18 protein-coding genes are annotated in these 19,281 nt (G+C 61.3%); 8 read left to right on the top strand and 10 right to left on the bottom strand.

What is annotated here, in order from left to right:
- Window positions 1–25: 25 nt before the first annotated feature.
- The 3 genes from topA to plsY form a co-directional block, all read right to left on the bottom strand.
- A complete protein-coding gene (topA, locus tag NAP1_RS03880) occupies window positions 26–2,602 on the bottom strand; it encodes a type I DNA topoisomerase (protein ID WP_007163929.1) in 2,577 nt (858 codons plus the stop codon).
- Between the two features lie 119 nt (window positions 2,603–2,721).
- Window positions 2,722–3,876 carry a DNA-processing protein DprA gene (dprA, locus tag NAP1_RS03875; protein ID WP_007163928.1) on the bottom strand — a complete coding sequence of 385 codons (1,155 nt, stop codon included), beginning with the start codon at window positions 3,874–3,876 and terminating at the stop codon, window positions 2,722–2,724.
- A gap of 16 nt (window positions 3,877–3,892) precedes the next feature.
- The gene (gene plsY, locus NAP1_RS03870; protein ID WP_007163927.1) at window positions 3,893–4,525 is read right to left on the bottom strand and encodes a glycerol-3-phosphate 1-O-acyltransferase PlsY; all 633 of its coding nucleotides are present in this window, start codon (window positions 4,523–4,525) and stop codon (window positions 3,893–3,895) included.
- 87 nt (window positions 4,526–4,612) lie between these two features.
- Here plsY and murI point away from each other — a divergent pair, with 87 nt between their 5' ends.
- The 5 genes from murI to NAP1_RS03845 all read left to right on the top strand — a co-directional run bounded on the left by murI (window position 4,613) and on the right by NAP1_RS03845 (window position 9,946).
- The gene (murI, locus tag NAP1_RS03865) at window positions 4,613–5,407 is read left to right on the top strand and encodes a glutamate racemase (protein WP_007163926.1); all 795 of its coding nucleotides are present in this window, start codon (window positions 4,613–4,615) and stop codon (window positions 5,405–5,407) included.
- Window positions 5,408–5,613: 206 nt separating this feature from the next.
- Window positions 5,614–6,834 carry a 5-aminolevulinate synthase gene (gene hemA, locus NAP1_RS03860; protein ID WP_007163925.1) on the top strand — a complete coding sequence of 407 codons (1,221 nt, stop codon included), beginning with the start codon at window positions 5,614–5,616 and terminating at the stop codon, window positions 6,832–6,834.
- Window positions 6,835–6,981: 147 nt separating this feature from the next.
- Window positions 6,982–8,250 carry a retropepsin-like aspartic protease gene (locus tag NAP1_RS03855; protein WP_007163924.1) on the top strand — a complete coding sequence of 423 codons (1,269 nt, stop codon included), beginning with the start codon at window positions 6,982–6,984 and terminating at the stop codon, window positions 8,248–8,250.
- Between the two features lie 68 nt (window positions 8,251–8,318).
- Window positions 8,319–9,176 (top strand): TauD/TfdA family dioxygenase, encoded by an 858-nt coding sequence (locus tag NAP1_RS03850; RefSeq protein WP_007163923.1) that lies wholly within the window; start codon window positions 8,319–8,321, stop codon window positions 9,174–9,176.
- Between the two features lie 77 nt (window positions 9,177–9,253).
- Window positions 9,254–9,946 (top strand): nitroreductase, encoded by a 693-nt coding sequence (locus NAP1_RS03845; protein WP_007163922.1) that lies wholly within the window; start codon window positions 9,254–9,256, stop codon window positions 9,944–9,946.
- Window positions 9,947–9,949: 3 nt separating this feature from the next.
- Here NAP1_RS03845 and NAP1_RS03840 read toward each other — a convergent pair whose 3' ends face one another.
- Window positions 9,950–10,486: a hypothetical protein gene (locus NAP1_RS03840; RefSeq protein ID WP_007163921.1), complete on the bottom strand. Its 537-nt coding sequence runs from the start codon at window positions 10,484–10,486 to the stop codon at window positions 9,950–9,952.
- 293 nt (window positions 10,487–10,779) lie between these two features.
- On the opposite strand from NAP1_RS03840, the gene NAP1_RS03835 reads away from it, so the two are divergent.
- Window positions 10,780–11,136, top strand: coding sequence for a MerC domain-containing protein (locus NAP1_RS03835; RefSeq protein WP_007163920.1), 357 nt, complete (start codon window positions 10,780–10,782; stop codon window positions 11,134–11,136).
- 10 nt (window positions 11,137–11,146) lie between these two features.
- Here the strand turns inward: NAP1_RS03835 and NAP1_RS03830 are convergent, their stop codons facing one another.
- Window positions 11,147–12,352, bottom strand: coding sequence for a type III PLP-dependent enzyme (locus NAP1_RS03830; RefSeq protein ID WP_007163919.1), 1,206 nt, complete (start codon window positions 12,350–12,352; stop codon window positions 11,147–11,149).
- Window positions 12,353–12,501: 149 nt separating this feature from the next.
- Window positions 12,502–13,059 (bottom strand): LemA family protein, encoded by a 558-nt coding sequence (locus NAP1_RS03825; RefSeq protein ID WP_241761176.1) that lies wholly within the window; start codon window positions 13,057–13,059, stop codon window positions 12,502–12,504.
- 84 nt (window positions 13,060–13,143) lie between these two features.
- On the opposite strand from NAP1_RS03825, the gene NAP1_RS03820 reads away from it, so the two are divergent.
- The gene (locus NAP1_RS03820; RefSeq protein WP_007163917.1) at window positions 13,144–14,190 is read left to right on the top strand and encodes a DUF3137 domain-containing protein; all 1,047 of its coding nucleotides are present in this window, start codon (window positions 13,144–13,146) and stop codon (window positions 14,188–14,190) included.
- Between the two features lie 4 nt (window positions 14,191–14,194).
- Here the strand turns inward: NAP1_RS03820 and NAP1_RS03815 are convergent, their stop codons facing one another.
- From NAP1_RS03815 to NAP1_RS03800, 4 genes are all read right to left on the bottom strand, one after another.
- On the bottom strand, window positions 14,195–15,388 hold the full coding sequence (locus tag NAP1_RS03815; RefSeq protein ID WP_007163916.1) for a carboxynorspermidine decarboxylase: 1,194 nt from the start codon (window positions 15,386–15,388) through the stop codon (window positions 14,195–14,197).
- Window positions 15,389–15,421: 33 nt separating this feature from the next.
- Window positions 15,422–15,958, bottom strand: coding sequence for an O-acetyl-ADP-ribose deacetylase (locus tag NAP1_RS03810; RefSeq protein ID WP_007163915.1), 537 nt, complete (start codon window positions 15,956–15,958; stop codon window positions 15,422–15,424).
- An 81-nt stretch (window positions 15,959–16,039) separates the two neighbouring features.
- A complete protein-coding gene (locus tag NAP1_RS03805; protein WP_007163914.1) occupies window positions 16,040–16,774 on the bottom strand; it encodes a hypothetical protein in 735 nt (244 codons plus the stop codon).
- A gap of 16 nt (window positions 16,775–16,790) precedes the next feature.
- Window positions 16,791–18,002 (bottom strand): saccharopine dehydrogenase family protein, encoded by a 1,212-nt coding sequence (locus NAP1_RS03800; protein ID WP_007163913.1) that lies wholly within the window; start codon window positions 18,000–18,002, stop codon window positions 16,791–16,793.
- Window positions 18,003–18,245: 243 nt separating this feature from the next.
- On the opposite strand from NAP1_RS03800, the gene NAP1_RS03795 reads away from it, so the two are divergent.
- Window positions 18,246–19,202: a threonine/serine dehydratase gene (locus tag NAP1_RS03795; protein WP_007163912.1), complete on the top strand. Its 957-nt coding sequence runs from the start codon at window positions 18,246–18,248 to the stop codon at window positions 19,200–19,202.
- The last annotated feature ends 79 nt before the right edge of the window (window positions 19,203–19,281 follow it).

The following is a 19,281-nucleotide window of genomic DNA, read 5'->3' as shown; positions in this document are numbered from 1 at the left end:
CCCGCGTCGGTTCAAATCCTTGAATTCAGCTGTCGCTTTTCGCTGCCGCCTTTTTCTTGGCTGGAGCCTTTTTCGCAGCCGTTTTCTTCGGCGCTGCCTTCTTCTTCGGCGCGGCTTTCTTGCGGCCCTTCTTCTTGGCGGGCCCCTTGGCTGCGCGGGCATCGATCAGCTCGATGGCCTTGGCCGCCTCGATATCCTCGGGCTTGATGTCCTTTGGGATCGTGGCGTTCGTCGTGCCGTCGGTCACGTAGGGGCCATAGCGGCCCGGCATGACCTTGATCTCTCCGCCGCTGGTGGGGTGTTCGCCCAGCGTCTTGATCGGCTCGGCCTTGGCCCGCCCTCGCCCTTTGCGCTCGGCCGCTTCGGCGAGCAGCGTGACGGCGGCGTTCATGCCGGTGTCGAAGACGTCCTGCGTGGTCTTGAGATTGGCGTACTTGCCATCGTGGCGCAGATAGGGACCATAGCGCCCGATTGCGGCCTCGATCTCCTTGCCGGTCTCGGGGTGAGCGCCGATGATGCGCGGCAGCTCAAGCAGCTTGATCGCCCATTCGAGGTCAAAGTCGTCGACATCCTTGGGGATCGAAGCGCGCTTCTTCTTCTCGTCGACTTCCATCTCGACATAGGGACCAAAGCGGCCCGACTTGCGGTGGATATCCGCCCCGGTTTCCGGGTGCTGACCCATGACGCCGTCCTGCACCGCCTCGTCACCGTCCTCGCGTGGAGGGCCGAAACTGCGGGTGAACTTGCATTCGGGATAGTTTGCGCAGGCGATAAAGGCGCCATTGCGGCCACCGCGAAGCGCGAGCCTGCCGCCCGAGCGCCCCTCGGCATCACAAAGCGGGCAATAGCGCGCATCCTTACCGTCCTCGCGCGGCGGGAAGAGATAGTCGGAAAGGTATTCGTCGAGCACTTCGGTCACTTCCGAAGGCATCTTCTCCATGACCTCGTCGGCCTTGGGCTTGAAGTCCTGCCAGAACTTGGCGAGCAGTTCCTTGTAATCTTCGCGCCCGTCGGAAACCGTGTCGAGTTCGTCCTCCATGCCCGCCGTGAAGTCGTAGGCGACATAGGTCGGGAAGAAACGTTCGAGGAAGGCGGTCAGCAGACGACCCGATTCCTCGGCGAAGAAGCGGTTTTTTTCCATGCGCACATAATTGCGGTCGCGCAGGGTCTGGATGGTCGATGCATAGGTCGACGGGCGGCCAATGCCGAGTTCTTCGAGGCGCTTGACCAGCGATGCTTCGGAGAAGCGCGGCGGCGGCTGGGTGAAGTGCTGCGTTGCCTCGACACCGGTCTTGGCAGGCACATCGCCATTCTTGAGAGCGGGCAGAATGCCGTCCTCGTCGTCGTCCTGATCGTCGAGGCCTTCCTGATAGATCGCGAAATAGCCTGGGAAGACGACGACCTGGCCGGTGGCGCGCAATTCGTGCTGGCCGGTGGCGTCGCGCAGAGTGACGGTCGTGCGCTCAAGCTGTGCGGTGGACATCTGGCTCGCCATCGCGCGCTTCCAGATCAGCGAATAGAGCTTGGCCTCATCGCCGCCGCCTGCGCGGTCGCGGCTGAAATTAGTCGGGCGGATCGCCTCGTGCGCTTCCTGAGCGTTCTTGGCCTTCGTGCTGTAAAAGCGCGGCTTTTCGGGAAGGTAGGCGGCGTCGAACTTCTCGCCGATTGCCTCGCGGCAGGCGTTTATGGCGCCGGGGTCCATCTGCACCCCGTCGGTACGCATATAGGTGATCGCGCCCGCTTCGTAGAGCGACTGGGCAAGCCGCATGGTGTGGCTGGCGGAAAAGCCGAGCTTGCGTGCGGCTTCCTGCTGCATGGTCGACGTGGTGAACGGAGGCGCGGGATTGCGCTTGAGCGGCTTTTTCTCGACGTCCTCGACCGTGAAGCGCCCGCCTTCGACGGCGGCTTTCGCTTCCATCGCGATGCCTTCGGCGCCAAGCGAGAGCTTCTCCAGCTTCTCTCCCTTGTAGCGCACAAGGCGCGCATCGAATGCCGTCCCGTCATGCTCAAGATGAGCGAGGACTGACCAGTATTCGTCGGGCTTGAATGCCTCGATCTCGCGCTCGCGGTCGACGATTAGGCGCAGTGCCACGGATTGCACGCGGCCAGCCGACTTTGCTCCGGGCAGCTTGCGCCACAGGACAGGGGAGAGCGTGAAACCGAATAGGTAGTCGAGCGCGCGGCGGCCTAGATAGGCATCGATCAGCGGCTGATCGAGTTCGCGCGGAGACTTCATCGCCTCTGTGACGGCTGACTTGGTGATCGAGTTGAAGGTGACGCGGTCCACCTTGGTCGGCAGCGCCTTGCGCTTCTTCAAAAGCTCCTGGACGTGCCAGCTGATTGCTTCGCCTTCGCGGTCAGGGTCGGTCGCGAGCACGAGACGCGATGCGCCCTTGGCGGCATCGGCAATCTCTTTGAAGCGGCTCTGCTTGTCGCGGTACAGCTCCCAATCCATGGCGAAGTCTTCGTCCGGACGCACGCTGCCATCCTTGGGCGGCAGGTCGCGGACGTGACCGTAGCTTGCGAGCACCTTGAAGTCGGAGCCCAGATATTTCTCGATGGTCTTCGCCTTGGCGGGCGATTCAACAATGACGAGTTGCATGAGAGAGGTCGAATTTCCTTACACGTGTACGTACGCGCGAGAGTGGGGTCGGCATTTGGGCCGCGTCAAGTAGGTTTGGATGCAAAGCACGGCAAGCCTTGCCCGGCGGTTGTCACACTTCATGTGAGGCGGACCATTCCGCCATCGCCGCGCTCGACCTCGCCGCCAAGCTCCAGTTCAAGCAGCGTCATGTGCACCGCCGCCGGGTCTGCGCCTGACTGACGGATCAATTCGTCGACGCCAATGGGCGCGGTTGTGAGCAAACGGGTGATCGCCTCACCCTCGTCGCCCGCTGCCAGCCCCTCGCCCCATTGCAGCTTGCTGAGCTCGGCATAGTCAAAACGGGTCATGTCCTCTGCAACGCGGTAGGTCGAGCGCGGCGCGCCGGTGAAAGTTTGCAACAACTCGGCGACCTCTTCCGGAGACGACACCAGCACTGCCCCGTCGCGGATCAGCTGGTTGCAACCGTGCGAGCGTGTATCAAGCGGGGAGCCCGGGATCGCCATCACCTCCCTGCCCGCTTCGCCCGCTAACCGCGCGGTGATGAGCGTGCCGGATTTGGGCGCGGCCTCAACCACCAAGGTTCCCGAAGCGAGGCCCGCGATGATGCGGTTGCGGCTTGGGAAGTGGCGACCGCGCGGCTCGGTACCGGGCGGCTGTTCGGCGATGAGCAGGCAGTCAGCGGCGATCCGCTCCTGCAGGTCGGTGTGTTGCGGCGGATATGCGATGTCGATCCCGCTTGCGATCACGCCGATGGTGCGCGGGAAAGCACCATCATGTGCCGCTCCGTCGATGCCGCGTGCGAGGCCACTGACAACGGTGAACCCTGCGTCCGCGAGTGCCTGGCTGAAGTCACGCGCTAGGCGTGTCGCCGCAGCGGACGCGTTGCGCGCGCCGACGATTGCGACGCAGGGCTGCGAGGCCAGTTCGAGCCGGCCCCTGCAGGTCAGTATCGGCGGCGCGCTTTCCAGTTCGCCGAGTAGCTCGGGGTAGTCGGGCTGGTCATGGAAGAGGTATTGCGCGCCCGCCTTTCGCACACTTTCGATTTCTCGGTCGATCCGTTCGGCAGCAGCGGGGCGGAAGGTTTTGTTGCCGCGAAGCTGCACGTTTGGCAGCTGTTCTAGCGCCGCTTCAGCCGACCCGAAGCGCGCGAGGACCTGGCGATAGGTGACCGGCCCGACATTGGGCGAACGAAGCAGGCGGATGCGAGCGAAGGCTTCTGTTTGGCTGAGCCTCGGCTTGGACTGTTGCGGCTGCGACCCCGTTTTTTCCATCAGATGATCCGCGCCTTCATTTCTTGCCACCGATCTTGGGCTCTTCGCCCTTCATCAGCCGCCCGATGTTTTCTCGGTGGAGATAGATGATGAGACCCGCAATCGCGGCCAGGACAGGGAAAAACTCCGGATATCCGAACAAAGGCGCAGCGGCAGCCGCAGCGACCACAGCGCTCATCCCGGCGAGCGAGGAGATGCGGAAGATGGCCAGCATCGATAGCCAGATCAGCGCGTAAGCTCCGCCTATCGCCCAAGCGAGGCCGAAACTCACGCCTGCATTGGTGGCCACACCCTTACCGCCCTTGAACTTAAGCCAGATCGGGAAACAGTGACCGAGAACCGCGCCCCCTGCGGCGAAGGCCTTGGCCACGTCTCCCGTTTCGCCCGCCCAGATCATCCCGGCAGCAAACACTGGCGCAAAGCCCTTGAGCAGGTCGAGCAGCAGTGTGCCTGCGGCAAGCCCCTTGTTGCCGGTGCGCAGGACGTTGGTCGCGCCGATATTGCCGCTGCCGATGTTGCGCACATCGCCAAGCCCAGCCGCGCGCGTCAGCAAAAGGCCGAAGGGAATCGAGCCCGATAAGTAACCGAGCAAGGCGGCAAAAAGCGGTTCCACGTTCTTCTCCCGGCGCCGCGATCCCAGCGCCCGCATGATCTATGTCGTTTGACCTTGCTCTAAAAGTAAGTAGGTCGCGTGGGCAAGCATTGCGACGCTAATGGGCGAACGGAAAACGTCATTTTGAACCCATCCTCCCCTATCCTGCTGTTCGACAGCGGCGTCGGCGGGCTGACGGTGCATGCCGCTGTGCGCAAGCTGTTGCCTGATGCGCCGATTATCTACGCGGCCGATCTTGCGGGCCTGCCCTATGGCACGAAATCGGAAGCCGAGATCGCGGCGCGGGTTGCCGGATTGCTCGGTCGGATGAGCGAGCGTTACCAACCTCGTCTCGTCTGCATCGCCTGCAACACGGCCTCCACAATCGCGCTCGGCATGGTGCGCGACGTGCTCGAAGTGCCGATTGTCGGGACGGTCCCAGCGATCAAGCCAGCCTCCGCGATCACCAAGACCGGTACGATTGGCCTGCTGGGCACACAGGCGACCGTGCGCCAGGCCTATGTCGACAATCTCGAAGCCGAGTTCGCCGCTGACAAGCGCCTGCTGCGCCACGGGGCGAGTGGCCTTGTCCGCGCAGCAGAGGCCAAGCTTCGCGGCGAGGAGGTCGACCGCAGCGTAATCCAGTCGGCGGTAGCAACTTTGCGCGCGATGGATGGCGGAGATCAGATCGACACGGTTGTGCTCGCCTGCACTCACTTCCCTCTGCTGACCGAAGAACTTGGCGCAGAATTCGGTGACGGCGTCAGTTTCGTTGACGGCGCAGACGGGATCGCGCGGCGCATTGCCCACCTCACGAAAGGCCAGGCTTTCGATCCGGCAGCACCAAGTTTCGCGGTCAGCACCGGCGATCTGGCGCAATTCGAGAGGCTCTCTCAAACGCTTCACAACTATGGATTCGACGATCTGCGAGCGTTTTAGCGTTACTTAAAACTGCAAATCGCTCGCAAAGATCGCGGTTTTCTTGTGAGCAAGGCTTGCTACATAGGCCTCTCAGAAACATTTGCGCCATTGGGGGGTTGTATGGCCTGCAGGTGTTTGGGTTTTGGACGTCAAGAGCCCGGTCCAACGGGTCGTCCTGAAATTCTGGGGGCTGTTCACCAGTCCCTTCAAAGAGCAGAGCGACAGTGAACTACGACCAGATCTTCGATTCCGCGATCGACCGCCTTCACGAGGAAGGCCGCTACCGCGTCTTCATCGACATCATGCGCAACAAGGGCGCCTACCCCAATGCGCGGTGCTTCCACGGTCACAATGGGCCCAAGCCCATCACCGTGTGGTGTTCGAACGACTATCTGTGCATGGGCCAGCACGATGTCGTGATCGGTGCGATGGAAGATGCACTGCACGATGTCGGCGCCGGTTCCGGCGGCACGCGCAATATCGGCGGTAACACGCACCTGCATGTCGAGCTGGAAAAGGAACTCGCCGAGCTTCACGGCAAGGATGCCGCACTGCTGTTCACCAGCGGCTACGTTTCGAACGATGCGACGCTCTCGACGCTGGCGAAGCTGCTCCCCGGTTGCGTCATCTTCTCCGATGAGTTGAACCACGCCAGCATGATCGCAGGCATCCGCAATTCCGGCTGCGAAAAGCGCGTGTTCCGTCACAACGATCTGCGGCACCTTGAAGAGCTGCTGGCCGCCGAAGACGCCGATACGCCCAAGGTCATCGCTTTCGAAAGCGTCTATTCGATGGACGGCGACGTCGCACCGATCCACGCGATCTGCGACCTGGCCGAGAAGTACAACGCCCTCACCTATATCGACGAAGTTCACGCGGTCGGCATGTATGGCGACCACGGTGGTGGCATTTCGGAACGCGACAACGCGGCAGACCGGATCGACATCATCGAAGGCACGCTGGGCAAGGCGTTCGGTGTGATGGGCGGCTATATCGCAGCCGACACCCGTGTGATCGATTGCATCCGCTCCTATGCGCCAGGCTTCATCTTCACGACCTCGCTTTCGCCGGTTCTTGTCGCAGGCGTGCTCGCATCGGTGAAGCATCTCAAGAACTCGAACGTCGAACGCAATGCTCAGCAGCAGGCAGCAGCAACGCTCAAGCTGAAGTTCGCCGAGGCAGGCCTACCTGTCATGGACAGCGTCACTCACATCGTCCCGCTGATGGTCGGCGATCCGGTGCGCGCCAAGAAGATCAGCGACATCCTGCTCGCCGAATACGGTGTCTACGTTCAGCCGATCAATTTCCCGACCGTGCCACGCGGCACGGAACGCCTGCGCTTCACGCCCGGCCCTCATCACACCGAAGAGATGATGAGCGAACTGACCGATGCGCTGGTGGAAATCTGGGACCGCCTCGAAATGGACCTGCGCGAAGCGGCGTAAGGGGTCTCCCGCCTTAGTGAAATCCGGCGTCACGCGCTTCAAAGCCCTGTTTTTGAACGTGCTCGGCTAGCTCGCCAACGCGTCTTGGAACGTTTCGGCAGCGTAGCTGTACGCGAACCGAAACCAACTGGAGCATTGCCCATCTCGATGATTTGCCGCCGCTCGACGCGAAACCCCGTCCTTCTCGCCGCCGCCGCTGCCTTGCTTGCAAGTCCCGTTATCGGGCCTGCAAGCGCACAGGAAAGCGAGGCAGCAGCTACGCAAGAACTGAGCCCGCAAGCCGCCGCGCTGAAACGGCTCGACTTCGCCTTCTTCACCGAAAGAGAAACGGACGACGCGCTGACTTCGGCTTTGACCGCGATCATCGAACGAGAGCCCCAAGGCGGCTCTTTCCTTGCATCCGCAATCCCCGACAGTGCGAGTGACGAAGCCCGCGACGCATACAAGGCGCTTGCACTAAACCAGTTTCGCCACAGGCTCGATTTTCCCGGTTACGTCGACGCCGCTCAGACGCTTGGCGAAGAAATCGGTCCGCAGATCCGCTTTTTCGCCGAGGCCGAACCACCCAGCGCCGAGATCGGCTCCGATGTGATCGAGGTCGATTTTGCGAACCGCAAGTTCAGCGCGTCAATCAACGGCCAGCCGATTACGATCGTTTTTGACACAGGAGCGCCCGGAGTTTCGGTCGACTACGACATCGCCACGCGCGAAGGCTTTGCGATCGAGACGGAAGGCGGAGGCTATTCCTACATCCCTGCATTCGACATTCGCGCGAAGCAGGACGCGACCATCATCCGCGAGCTGACGATCGGTGATGCAGTGCTGCGCAACATTCCCGCCACTACCAGCCGAAACACCGCCGAGGACAAGGCAAAGCTCGAGGCGGCTGGGCTGGCAAGCGACATGATCTTCGGTCTAGACCTGTTTGCTAGGTTCTTCGCCGCGGTCGAGATTGACCAAGTGGAAGGCAAGCTGCGCCTCTACCGCGATACACCGCCAGCTGACCTTCCGGGCCGGTTCCTGATGGGTACGTCGCGCTATCCGCTGGTGCGGGCCGACATTCTGGGCATCGGGCGCAACGTGATCATCGACACAGGATCGGGAAACAACAACCTGCCGCCAGAATGGCTTGAAGGCATTTCCTGCGGACCGGTTCGCACGTTCGAGCGAAGCTGGGGCTCATTCAGCGAGCAACAGGTGCCGGTGGCATTCGGCGGAGAGACGTTCGATCTGTGGGTAACAGCGCGCGGTTTTGGCAAGGATGAGTTCTTCGAATCCAACGGGGTGCTCGGCGCAGTCAATCGCGGGCGCATGATCTTCGATCTGCAAAATGGCCGCTTTGGGCTGCTCGACTACGACCCAGCCCTCGCCAAATATGACTTCGATGCGGTGAGCGTCACGAATACGTGTGAGTAGCCGCGCGACCGAGCGATCATTGCCTCTCTCGCGATTTGGCTGCACACTCTCAATCGAGGGAGAGAGACATGGCCACCACATTCGATCGGACGAAACTTGACACAGGCACGCTCGACATCCGACCGCTCACCCCGGCGATTGGTGCAGAGATTCATGGCATCGACCTAGGCGCTCCCAATGTTGCTGAACGCATTGCAGAGGTGCGCGCGGCTTTGCTCAAATATGGCGTCATTTTCTTCCGTGATCAGGACCTGACGCAAGAAGCGCACATCGCCTTTGCGCGCCATTTCGGCGAACTCGAGATCCATCCGGCGACACCCAAGGACCAGGCCAACCCCGAAGTTCTGCGCATCGCTCACGGGCCCAAAAGCCGTGGGCAGGAGAACAACTGGCATTCCGACGTCACCTGGCGTGAGGAACCCTCGCTCGGCTCGATCCTGCTGGCTCGCGAAGTCCCTGAATGCGGCGGCGATACGCTGTTTGCGAACATGCACCTCGCTTACGAGCGTCTCAGCGAACAGATGCAGCGCTTTTGCGAAAGCCTCACCGCCGTTCACGATATCAGCCGCGTCTTCGCCAAACGGCTTGGAAAGGCACCAGAGGACCTGCACGAAAAGTATCCGCCCATGCGCCATCCGGTGATCCGCACCCACCCTGAAACGGGCGAGCGAGTCATCTACGTCAACACCGCCTTCACCAGCCATATCGAGGGGCTGTCGGCCAAGGAAAGCGCGTGGCTGCTCGACCATCTTTACGCGACCGCCAAGGACGTGGAGATCCAGTGCCGCTTTCGCTGGCAGGCTGGCTCAGTGGCATTCTGGGACAACCGCGTGTGCCAGCACCTCGCAGTCTCGGACTATTTCCCCGCGCGCCGCGTGATGGAGCGGGTGACGATTGCTGGCGACAAGCCCTTCTTCACGCCCTGAGAGCGCGCTGACGTAGCGGACTTTGCGCCAGACGCCGGCTGCGCTAGCTCTCTCGCAGACAGATTCGGGAGAGAGAAGTGGGCGGTAACGTCGATCAGACATATGAAGAAGTCGTGCTCGGGCGGCGCTCGATCCGCGGTTATCTCGACAAGCCCGTTCCGCGCGAACTGATCGAGGAACTGCTGACGATGGCGATGCGCTCGCCCTCGTCGATGAACACCCAGCCCTATCACTTCCACGTCATCAGCGGCGAACCGCTCGACCGAATCCGCAAGGGCAACACCGAGCGCATTCTGGCAGGCGAGCCCGACAGCCGCGAGTTTCGCAAGGGCCACCCCTTTCAGGGCGTCCACCGCGACCGCCAGGTCGGCTGTGCGATCCAGCTTTTCGAAGCGATGGGCATTGGCCGCGATGACAAGGAAAAGCGCCAGGACTGGGTTCTGCGCGGCTTTCGCCAGTTCGATGCGCCAGTGTGCGTGATCATCACCTATGACAAGGAGCTCTCCGACGCCGACGACACCGTGTTTGATTGCGGAGCGGTCACCACCGCGCTCGTCAACGCGGCATGGTCGCGCGGGCTTGGCTGCGTGATCAACTCGCAGGGCATCATGCAGTCGCCGGTCGTGCGCGAACACGCAAATATACCTGACGATCAGGTGATCATGAAAGCTGTCGCGATGGGCTGGCCAGATGAGGATTTCCCGGCAAACCCGGTCAAAATCACGCGGCGCAGCGTGGACGAAGCGGCACGGTTCGTGGGCTTCGAATAAAAGCTATTCGCTGCCACCTGTGCGCTCGAGCCGCATTTCGAGGAATTTCGCCGGCGGTGCTTCTCCGAAGGCCATGAAGCCTTCTTCGGACCAGACGCCGTCGTCATAGACAGCGATGTATGAAATCTTCACCGGACCGGTTTCGAAGCCCCATTCAAAGCCGTTGTCGGTCTTCTTGAACCAGGGCTGCGTTGCGCGACCTCGGGCGCTGGCGATCATGCCGTACTCGTCATTCTCGGCATCGTAGACGATCATGGCGGCTGCGTTGAATTTGAGCTCGCCCGCTTCATCAAAGCCGCGCCCCTCGATCACGCGGACAGTGCCGCCAGCGATCGGGCTGATATTTTCTGTCTGCCTGTAGGTGACCGGACCCTCGGGCGTCTGGGTGGTGACGGTGCCTTCCCATGTCCCATCCATCCATGACAGCGCTTCCATCGCTTCCCGCTGTTCGGCGATCATGGCGCCTTCGTCGGGCATCTGGGCCGAAAGCGGGGCGGCAATTGCGAGCGATGCTGCGGCGAGAAGATAGCTGGGTTTCATTTCATACTCCTTCTGATCTCGTAGAGGGTATCCTGGAACACGCCTCGTGAGGACCGGGACTTTAGCGGAGTTCGATTATTCAAGCTCTTGAACGCCAAGTCTAGGCCGCCTCGTCTATGAGATAGTGCAACGTCTCATGAGCATCCGCTTTTTATGCCCCAACTCCTCGAACGCAGCGCCCGTTTCTCTGACGAGGCGAACATCCGCGACGATATCCGCGAGAGTGGCTGCAATCTCGCTGCCTGGAGGCGCGAGCAGTTGCCCTGCGCAGAGGCGTTCATAGGAAGACTGAAGTGTCTGCCACTGCCTCTTATGATCGCGCGGCTGCGGCTCTCAGTCTCGCTTGCATCGTGCATTGCGTCGCGCTTCCGATCGTCGCGATCACTTTGCCGTTCCTGGCTGGTTTTGCCGAGACCGAATGGGTGCATTGGCTACTGACAGGATTGGCCATCGCGGCATCGGCGACGGTCATCGGGAAAGCCCCGTCCGCTCGCACTCTCATATTTCTGATACCTGTTCTTTCGGGCATGGGCTTGATTGGGGCAGCGCTCTTTGCAGAGCCGTTCGGCGTCGACGAAACCATACCCACGCTCGCAGGTGGTTTGCTGATGGCTTCAGCGCATATCTGGCGGCTCAGGCAGCACGCCTGAGCCTTCGCAATCAGCGTAAGTTCACCACATTATCGCTCGCTTCGCGCTGGCGGCTGCCGTCGAACAGGCTCATCATCGGTTCGTCTTCGACAATCACGATTTCTGCATCGCCAAAGCCGTTGAAGCCGGTTTTCATGGCAGCGCCGTATGCGCCGAGCACGCCGATTTCGATGAAGTCGCCTGCCTGAATGTCTCCGGGCAGCGGGAACGGACCGGCCATGTAGTCGGCATCGTCGCAGGTCGGACCGTAGAATGCGAAGTCCTCGACCGCATCGCGCAGGTCGTCTTCGAGCGCGTTCACGGGGAAGCGCCACGAAACATGCGCTGCGTCATAGAGCGCACCGTATGCGCCATCGTTGATGTAGAGCTCATTCCCGCGGCGCTTTTCGACGCGCACGATCATGCTCGAATATTCCGCGCACAACGCCCGGCCCGGCTCGCACCACAACTCTGCGTTGTAGGCGATGGGAAGCGCATAGAAGTGCTGGTGAATGATCGCGAAATAGTCTTCGAGCGGCGGAGGCTCCATGCCCGGATAAATGCTCGGGAAACCGCCGCCGACGTCGATCATGTCGATCACGACCGACGCCTCTGCGATGGCAGCGCGGGTCCGGTCGAGCGCTTGCACGAAAGCAAACGGCGTCATCGCCTGGCTGCCCACATGGAAGCAGACGCCCAGCCAGTCGCAATGCTGGCGACAGGCCTGAAGAAGCTGCGGAGCTTCGAGCAGGTCGCAGCCGAACTTGCTCGCAAGCGAAAGCTCCGAATATTCCGACGAAACGCGCAAACGCACACACAGGCGCAGGTCGGTTGCAGGTTCGCCCGTCTCGGGGTCGGAGCAGGCTTCCACGATCTTCTCAAGCTCTTCGAGAGTATCGAGGCTGAAGGTCTTTACCCCATGCTCATGATACGCCTCGGCAATGGCGCGGCGGCGCTTGATCGGGTGCATGAAGCACAAATTCGCATCAGGCAGCAGCCCGCGCACAAGGCGCACCTCGGCAATCGACGCGACATCGTAATGCGTCACGCCTGCATCCCACAGGACTTCGATCAGATCAGGAGCGGGGTTCGCTTTGACCGCATAGAGAACCTTGCCGGGAAACTTTTCGACAAAGTACTTCGCAGCGCGCCGCGCAGCGTGCGGGCGGTTAAGGATGACTGGTTCTTCGGGCTCAAGCGCCCGTGCTACAGCCTTGGCGTCAGGAAATGTGCGCAACTCAAGGGACCCCCTAAGGTTCAGTGTTCAACCAAACGGTTCGAGGCTGCCTTGCGGTACGTCCCTTGGGGCAGCGGAAGCGCGCATATAGTCACGATGCGCAGATTCGCAAACAAAATGTGTGAGACGGGCGAAGGTTCCCCGCGGCCTCAAAATGCGACGTTAGGCACCTGATCGACGGTCCCGCGCTCGGAATCGTCGAGCTTGTTGAAGTCGGCTTCCTGAAAACCAAGGGCGCCCGCGAACAGCACCGCCGGAAAGCTTTCGCGCGCCGTGTTAAAGCGCGAAACAGCCGCGTTGAGCGCGCGCCGGGCGGCGGCAAGTTTGTCTTCTATGTCAGCCAGCTCGCGCTGCAGCTCCTGAAAGTTGGTTGAAGCCTTCAGGTCAGGATAGGCCTCACCCAGCGCAAGGAGATTGTCGAGCGCGACGCGCAGGCCCTGTTCGCTACCGCTGTCGGGATTGCCTTTGGCTGCGACATTGCGCGCGCTGATCACCGCTTCGAGCGTCTCGCTCTCGTGGCCGGCATAGCCTTTTACCGTCTCAACGAGGTTTGGAATGAGATCGTGTCGCTGGCGCAACTGGGCGTCGATATCGGCGGTACCCTGACGCACATTCTGCCTCAGGCCCACGAGATTGTTGTAAATCCCGACGACCAGCACCGCGATCAGCGCCAATACGCCTAAAACAACCCAACCAAACATTCCCATTGTCCACCCCTCCTTTACCGGGCAGGACTATAGTAGCGAGGGAAGGTTAAAGAAAAGGGCAGATTTCTGCCGTTTGAGGGGGTTATGCAGGCGGATATCCAGCGGCTTCTTGATGGCGAGCTCGGTCGATGGCTGGCGGAGCAGGAAGAAGTGCGCGCTGCGGCCAAGGCAAAAGCCAGGGAGCGCTGGTTTTACGGCGCCCTGATCTGCCTGCCGCTATTCGGCTTCATGTGGTTCCTCCCCGCGATTGCGTGGAACTTCAAACTGTTCATCGCCTTTGCCGCTGGCGGCGCCGCCTATGCCTGGGGCTATGCTGTCATCGCGGAGGCCAAGAAAAACGTGAAGGTCGGGATCAATTCCGCGATCGCGGCGGATCTTGGCATTCAATACAATGACGAAGTCTCCCCAGGATGGGAGTACGACACCGCCCGCAAATTCTCGCTTCTGTCGTCAAGCGACCGAAGGAATTTCGAGGACCGCTGGTATGGCGAACTCTCCGGCCACCGCTTCAACCTTTACGAAGCGCATCTCGAAGAGCGGCGCGGATCGGGCAAGAACCGACGCTGGGTCACGGTGTTTCGCGGCGCGATTATCGACATGGGGTTCGGGCGCGATTTCCATTCGACCACCCTCCTCCAGCGCAAGGGCAAGCACAAGAAATGGTGGGGCTTTGGAGGCCGGGCGGACCATGTGACTTTCGACGGCCACCGGCTCGATTTCGTCGACCAGGTCCATCCCGATTTTGAAGACGTGTTCGAAGTCTACAGCGACGATCAGGTCGAAGCGCGCGTCCTCATCCACCCGTCCTATATCGAACATCTCCTCGAACTCGAGCGCGTATTCGGCGGCGATGCGGTACGAGCGGTGTTCAGCGCGGGCGAAGTGGTGATCGTGGTCGAAAGCGGCAATCTGTTCGAAAGCGGCACGATGAACGCGCGCGATGATCACGCCAAGGTCGCGCAGGCTGCCGAACAATTTGGCGCGATGGCGCGCCTTGCGCTTGCGATCAACCAGAACGAACGCGGGCGAGCGCTCGGGTCAGAGCCGATAGCAGATAAACCCCGCATCACCGATCACGCTCGCGAAACGATCCAGCCCCGCGCAGGCGGTTTCGGGCGCAAGGGCCTGTAAGCCGTCAGCTCAGGCGGTCGCGGAAATCCTCGTATTCGAAGCGCTTCACGCAATCGAGCGCATCGGTTTCGCTGTCCCAAAGCCAGATGCTCGGCAGCGGGACGCCGTTGAAAGTGTTGGTCTTCACCATCGAATAATGCGCCTGGTCGAGGAAAGCGAAACGCGCGCCCGGATCGGCTGGAACCGGTAAGCGATAATCGCCGATCACGTCACCCGCGAGGCAGGATGGCCCGCCCAGACGGATCGGGATCTTGTCCTCGTCGGTAAGTTCTCCCAGCATTGCCGGTCGATATGGCGCTTCGAGAACGTCGGGCATGTGGCACGTCGCGCTGATATCGGTGATGCCGATTGGCACGTCGTTGAAGCCAGTATCGAGCAGAGTGCCGACGAGGATGCCCGCATCGAGCGCCACCGCTTCGCCCGGCTCGATAATGATTTCGGCGCCCGTGTCCTCGGCTGCGTCACGCAGGAATTCTACCAGCTTGTCGCGCTCGTAGTCGGCGCGGGTGATGTGGTGGCCCCCGCCCATGTTGATCCACTTGAGTTGTCCGAACCACGGCTCAATCACGTCGAAGACGCGGTCCCATGTTTGGCGCAGTGGCTCGAAAGTCTGCTCGCATAGATTGTGGAAGTGAATGCCCTCGACGCCTTCCATATGCTCTTCGGTGAGCTGGTCGATCGGGAAGCCCAGCCGCGATCCGGGTGCAGAAGGATCGTATTTGGGCACCTCTCCGGTCGCGACCATCGGGTTGAGCCTGAGGCCCACCGACACGTCGCCGCCGGTCACTTGCGCCTGGTCAAGGATAAGCGCGGCGCGCTGCATCTGGGCGGGCGAGTTGAAGATGACATGCTCGGACAATCGGCAGATTTCTTCGAGGTCTTCAGGCTTGAACGCTGCTGAGTAGGTCGCGATATCGCCGTCGTAGAATTCGCTCGCCAGCCGCGCTTCCCACAGCCCGCTGGTCGATACGCCGTCAAGATACTCGCCCATGATCGGTGCGACCGACCACATCGAAAATGCCTTCAAAGCCGCAAACACCTTGATCGAAGCGCCATCGCTCGCCGCCGCGTCGCGAATGTCGGCGAGGATTTGGCAGTTTTCGCGGATCTTGGCAGCGTCGACGACGAAGGACGGACTATCGACGCGGGAGAGATCGAAATGGGCGAACGCGCCCGGATTGCCGGCTTTAGTTTCCATGGCCGCCCAGATAGGCGCGCGCAGCCTCTCGCGCTAGTCGGTTAGCGCGAGCGATGTGGCTTGCTCGAACGCAGCCTCCACGCCCTCTCCAAAGCAGACAAGCGCGATGCGGTCGAAATCGCCGGGGCGGTTGCGCACTTCCTCGATCACGGTCGCCACTGCGATTTCGGCTGCCATGCTGACGGGATAGCCAAAAATGCCGGTCGAGATTGCGGGGATTGCCACGTCGCGAGCGCCAAGCTTGCTCGCCTGATTCAGCGATTCTCGATAGCAGCTCGCGAGCAATTGTGGCTCGCCTTTCTCGCCGCCATTCCAGACAGGTCCAACTGTGTGAATGATGTGCTTTGCCGGTAGATTGTAGCCCTTGGTCGTTTTGGCCTGACCGGTCTTGCAGCCGCCCAGCAAGCGGCATTCATGCACCAGATCGCGCCCTGCAGCACGGTGGATCGCGCCGTCGACGCCTCCACCGCCCAGTAATGAGGAATTCGCAGCGTTGACGATGGCATCGCAGGCCATCTTGGTGATGTCTCCCACCACCACTTCAATCACTGTCGACCCTATTTGCGGCATCGCCCACCCCTTGCTGCCAGCCTTACCGCCTAACGCAAACAAGTGCTGCGGTCCAACGTGTAATAGGCAGCCCAGGATTGACTAATCGTTGCCCTGCACGGCTCCCATTTCCAACGCCTCGAGGCCCGAAAGCACGTCCCGGCTGCAGGGTGTATCGCCGCGATGGACTGTGCGGATGCGGTTCGGCTGGGGCTCGGCCCCGATTTGGCTCATCAGCCTGAGCGTTGTCGCTGGTGCGCGTTCCCAGCCCTCATAGGCGTGGAGCAGGTTGTTCGCGGCAAGCAAGACCTGCGTGCGCCCAGCGTCGCCGAGGCGCGACGCATCGCTACGCGCAAGGGCAAGCGTCGCCCAATCGGTCTCCTCGCGTTGCGCCGCATTGCGCAGGTCGCCTGCGACAAGGCCGAGAAACTCGTAGGATTCCGCAAGCTGCGCGGGCAGGTATTTGCGCGTTTGCGCCGCCAGCGCCCCGTCCCACGCGGTCAATTCGCCCGCGCCCTTGGGTGGATGGCTGGTGAAGACACCCTCGCGAAGCGGCTGACCTGCCTCAACCGAAACGATAATCTCGCGAAGATTGGCGGTTATACACTCCGCTTGCAGACCGCGCTGGATGAGGCTGGTTCCGACATTGTCGAGCTGTCGGTTCAGCGCTGTCCGGCTCGCCTCGAAATTCGCGCGCGCCTGCTGCGCCTGAAAGCGCTCTTGCAGCATTTGCGCCGCGAGAACGCCCAGCAGCACGACGATGAATTCGAATACGAAGATCGCGGCCCATTTCGGGCCATCGAGTTCGCCGAGACGATGTCGCAGGAGTGTGAACACGTAATGCGGCCTGCGATCAGAAGTCGACCGGCCCGTCCATTTCCTTCACCTGCCACGGCAGACCGTGTTCGTTCAGCATGTCCATGAAAGGGTCGGGGTCCATTTCTTCCATGTTGAAGACGCCGTGACCTTCCCACTTGCCGGTCACCATCATCGCAGCGCCGATCATGGCGGGCACACCGGTAGTGTAGCTCACCGCCTGGTTGCCGGTTTCTTCGTAAGCGGCTTCGTGGCTGCAGATGTTGTTGATGTAGAACGTCTTCTCGCCCGACCCGTCGAGCGCTTCGCCGGTGGCGATGACGCCGATATTGGTGTTGCCCTTGGTCGTTTCGCCCAGCGTCTCTGGCTTGGGCAGGACGGCGGCGAGGAACTGCAGCGGGATGATTTCCTTGCCCTGATACTTGACCGGATCGATCCGGGTCATGCCGACATTCTGAAGCACGGTGAGGTGCTTGATGTACTCATCACCAAAGGTCATCCAGAAACGCGCACGCTCAATCTCGGGATTGAACTTGGTGAGGCTTTCGAGCTCCTCATGATACATCATGTAGGCGTTCTTCTCGCCCACCTGCTCAAAGTCGAAAGTGATCTTCTTGCCCATCGCGGGGGTCTCGACGAATTCGCCGTTTTCCCAGTGGCGCGCGGGCGCGGTGACTTCGCGGATGTTGATTTCCGGGTTGAAGTTGGTCGCAAATGCCTGACCGTGATCGCCGCCATTGCAATCGAGAATGTCGAGCTGGCGGATGGTCTTGAGCTTGTGCTTCTTGAGCCACATCGTGAAAACGCTGGTGACGCCCGGATCGAAGCCCGAACCGAGCAGCGCCATCAGCCCCGCTTCCTGGAAGCGGTCGTGATAGGCCCACTGCCACTTATATTCGAACTTCGCCTCGTCCTTGGGCTCGTAATTGGCGGTGTCGAGATAATCGACGCCTGCGGCAAGGCAGGCATCCATGATCGGCAGGTCCTGATACGGAAGAGCGAGGTTCACGACGAGACTCGCTTCGACCTTCTTGATGAGGTTGATCATTGCCGGGACTTCTTCGGCGTCGATCTCGTAGGTTGTGATGTCGACCCCGGTGCGGTCTTTCACGCTGGCGGCGATGGTGTCGCATTTGGACTTTGTGCGGCTGGCAAGGTGGATCTCAGGGAATATATCCGCGTTCATCGCCATCTTGTGAACGCACACGCTGCTGACGCCGCCAGCGCCGATTACCAGGACTTTGGACATGAGAATTTCGCCTCTTGGAATTGATTCTTGGATGGCTCCTTAGGGCAATGCGGGCGCGCCCTCAACGAAGGCACCCATTTCCTACAGGACCGCTATCAGGCATAGCGCTGGCATGGCGTTACAGTTCCCAACAATCTCGAAAACCGCACAGCTGCAATCGCCCGGAATTCCGGGAGTTTTATTAGCCTCTGGACCGTGTAACATGCGGTCCATGTTAGGGTGTATCATGGGGGTGTCGAGCCGATGAACGCTGGCCGCAAACCGACTCGCGAAGGGGGGCTAGAAGCGGCGAAGAGCATCGGGGCGATCCTCCCGCCGACCCCGCTGCTCCCGGTCGAGATCGCGGGCACGCGCGCTTTCGTGAAAGCGGAGAACCTGCAACCCATCGGCGCCTTCAAGATCAGGGGCGGCTGGTGGCGGCTCTCCTCGCTTTCGGAGGAAGAGCGCGCTGGCGGCGTGGTCGCGGTGTCTTCGGGCAACCACGCTCAAGGCGTCGCTTGGGCGGCGAAGCGATTGGGAATCAAGGCCACCATAGTCATGCCGCGCGATGCGCCCGAGGTGAAGCTCGCGAACACCCGCGCACTCGGGGCCGAGGTCGTGCTCTACAACCGCCCCGGCGAAGATCGCGACGAAGTGGCAGCACGGCTGATCGCAGACCAAGGTGGCACGCTCGTCCATGCTTTCGGCGATCCGTGGGTTATCGAAGGGCAAGGAAGCGCAGGGGTAGAGGCGCAGGCCCAGCTTGGCCGCCAGCCTTCGCGCTTCATTGTGTGCTGCGGCGGTGGCGGGCTTGCCGCAGGCCTTGCCCTCGCCTGCCCGGACACTGCGATCCACGTCGTCGAACCGGCAGGTTGGGACATGGTGGGACAGGCTCTCGCAACCGGCTCAATCGTGAGCGCAGCCGAGGATGCGCCGCGCACGATCTGCGATGCGCTGCAACCCACGGCCACGAAGCAGCTCAATCTCGACGTCCTGAAAGAACGCGCCGAGCCCGGCGTCACCGTCACCGACGACGAGGTTCGCGAGGCGCAGCGCTGGGCCTTTGCCAACTTGCGCATGGTGATCGAGCCGGGAGGCGCAGCTGCCCTCGCCGCTGCGCTCGCTGGCAAGGTTTCGGTCGACGAAGACACAGTGATCATGCTCACCGGCGGCAATGCGGACCCTGCGCGATTTGCGCAGACCATCGCAGCGGGAGTATAGGATGCCGTAGCGGCAAAGCGATCTGTGGAAACCGTCACACAAGCGACATGCGCCGATCATAAACACCCCTCACCATCCC

It is taken from the genome of Erythrobacter sp. NAP1, assembly GCF_000152865.1.
GTDB lineage: Bacteria > Pseudomonadota > Alphaproteobacteria > Sphingomonadales > Sphingomonadaceae > Erythrobacter.
This window is presented reverse-complemented; position numbering and strand designations above follow the sequence as displayed.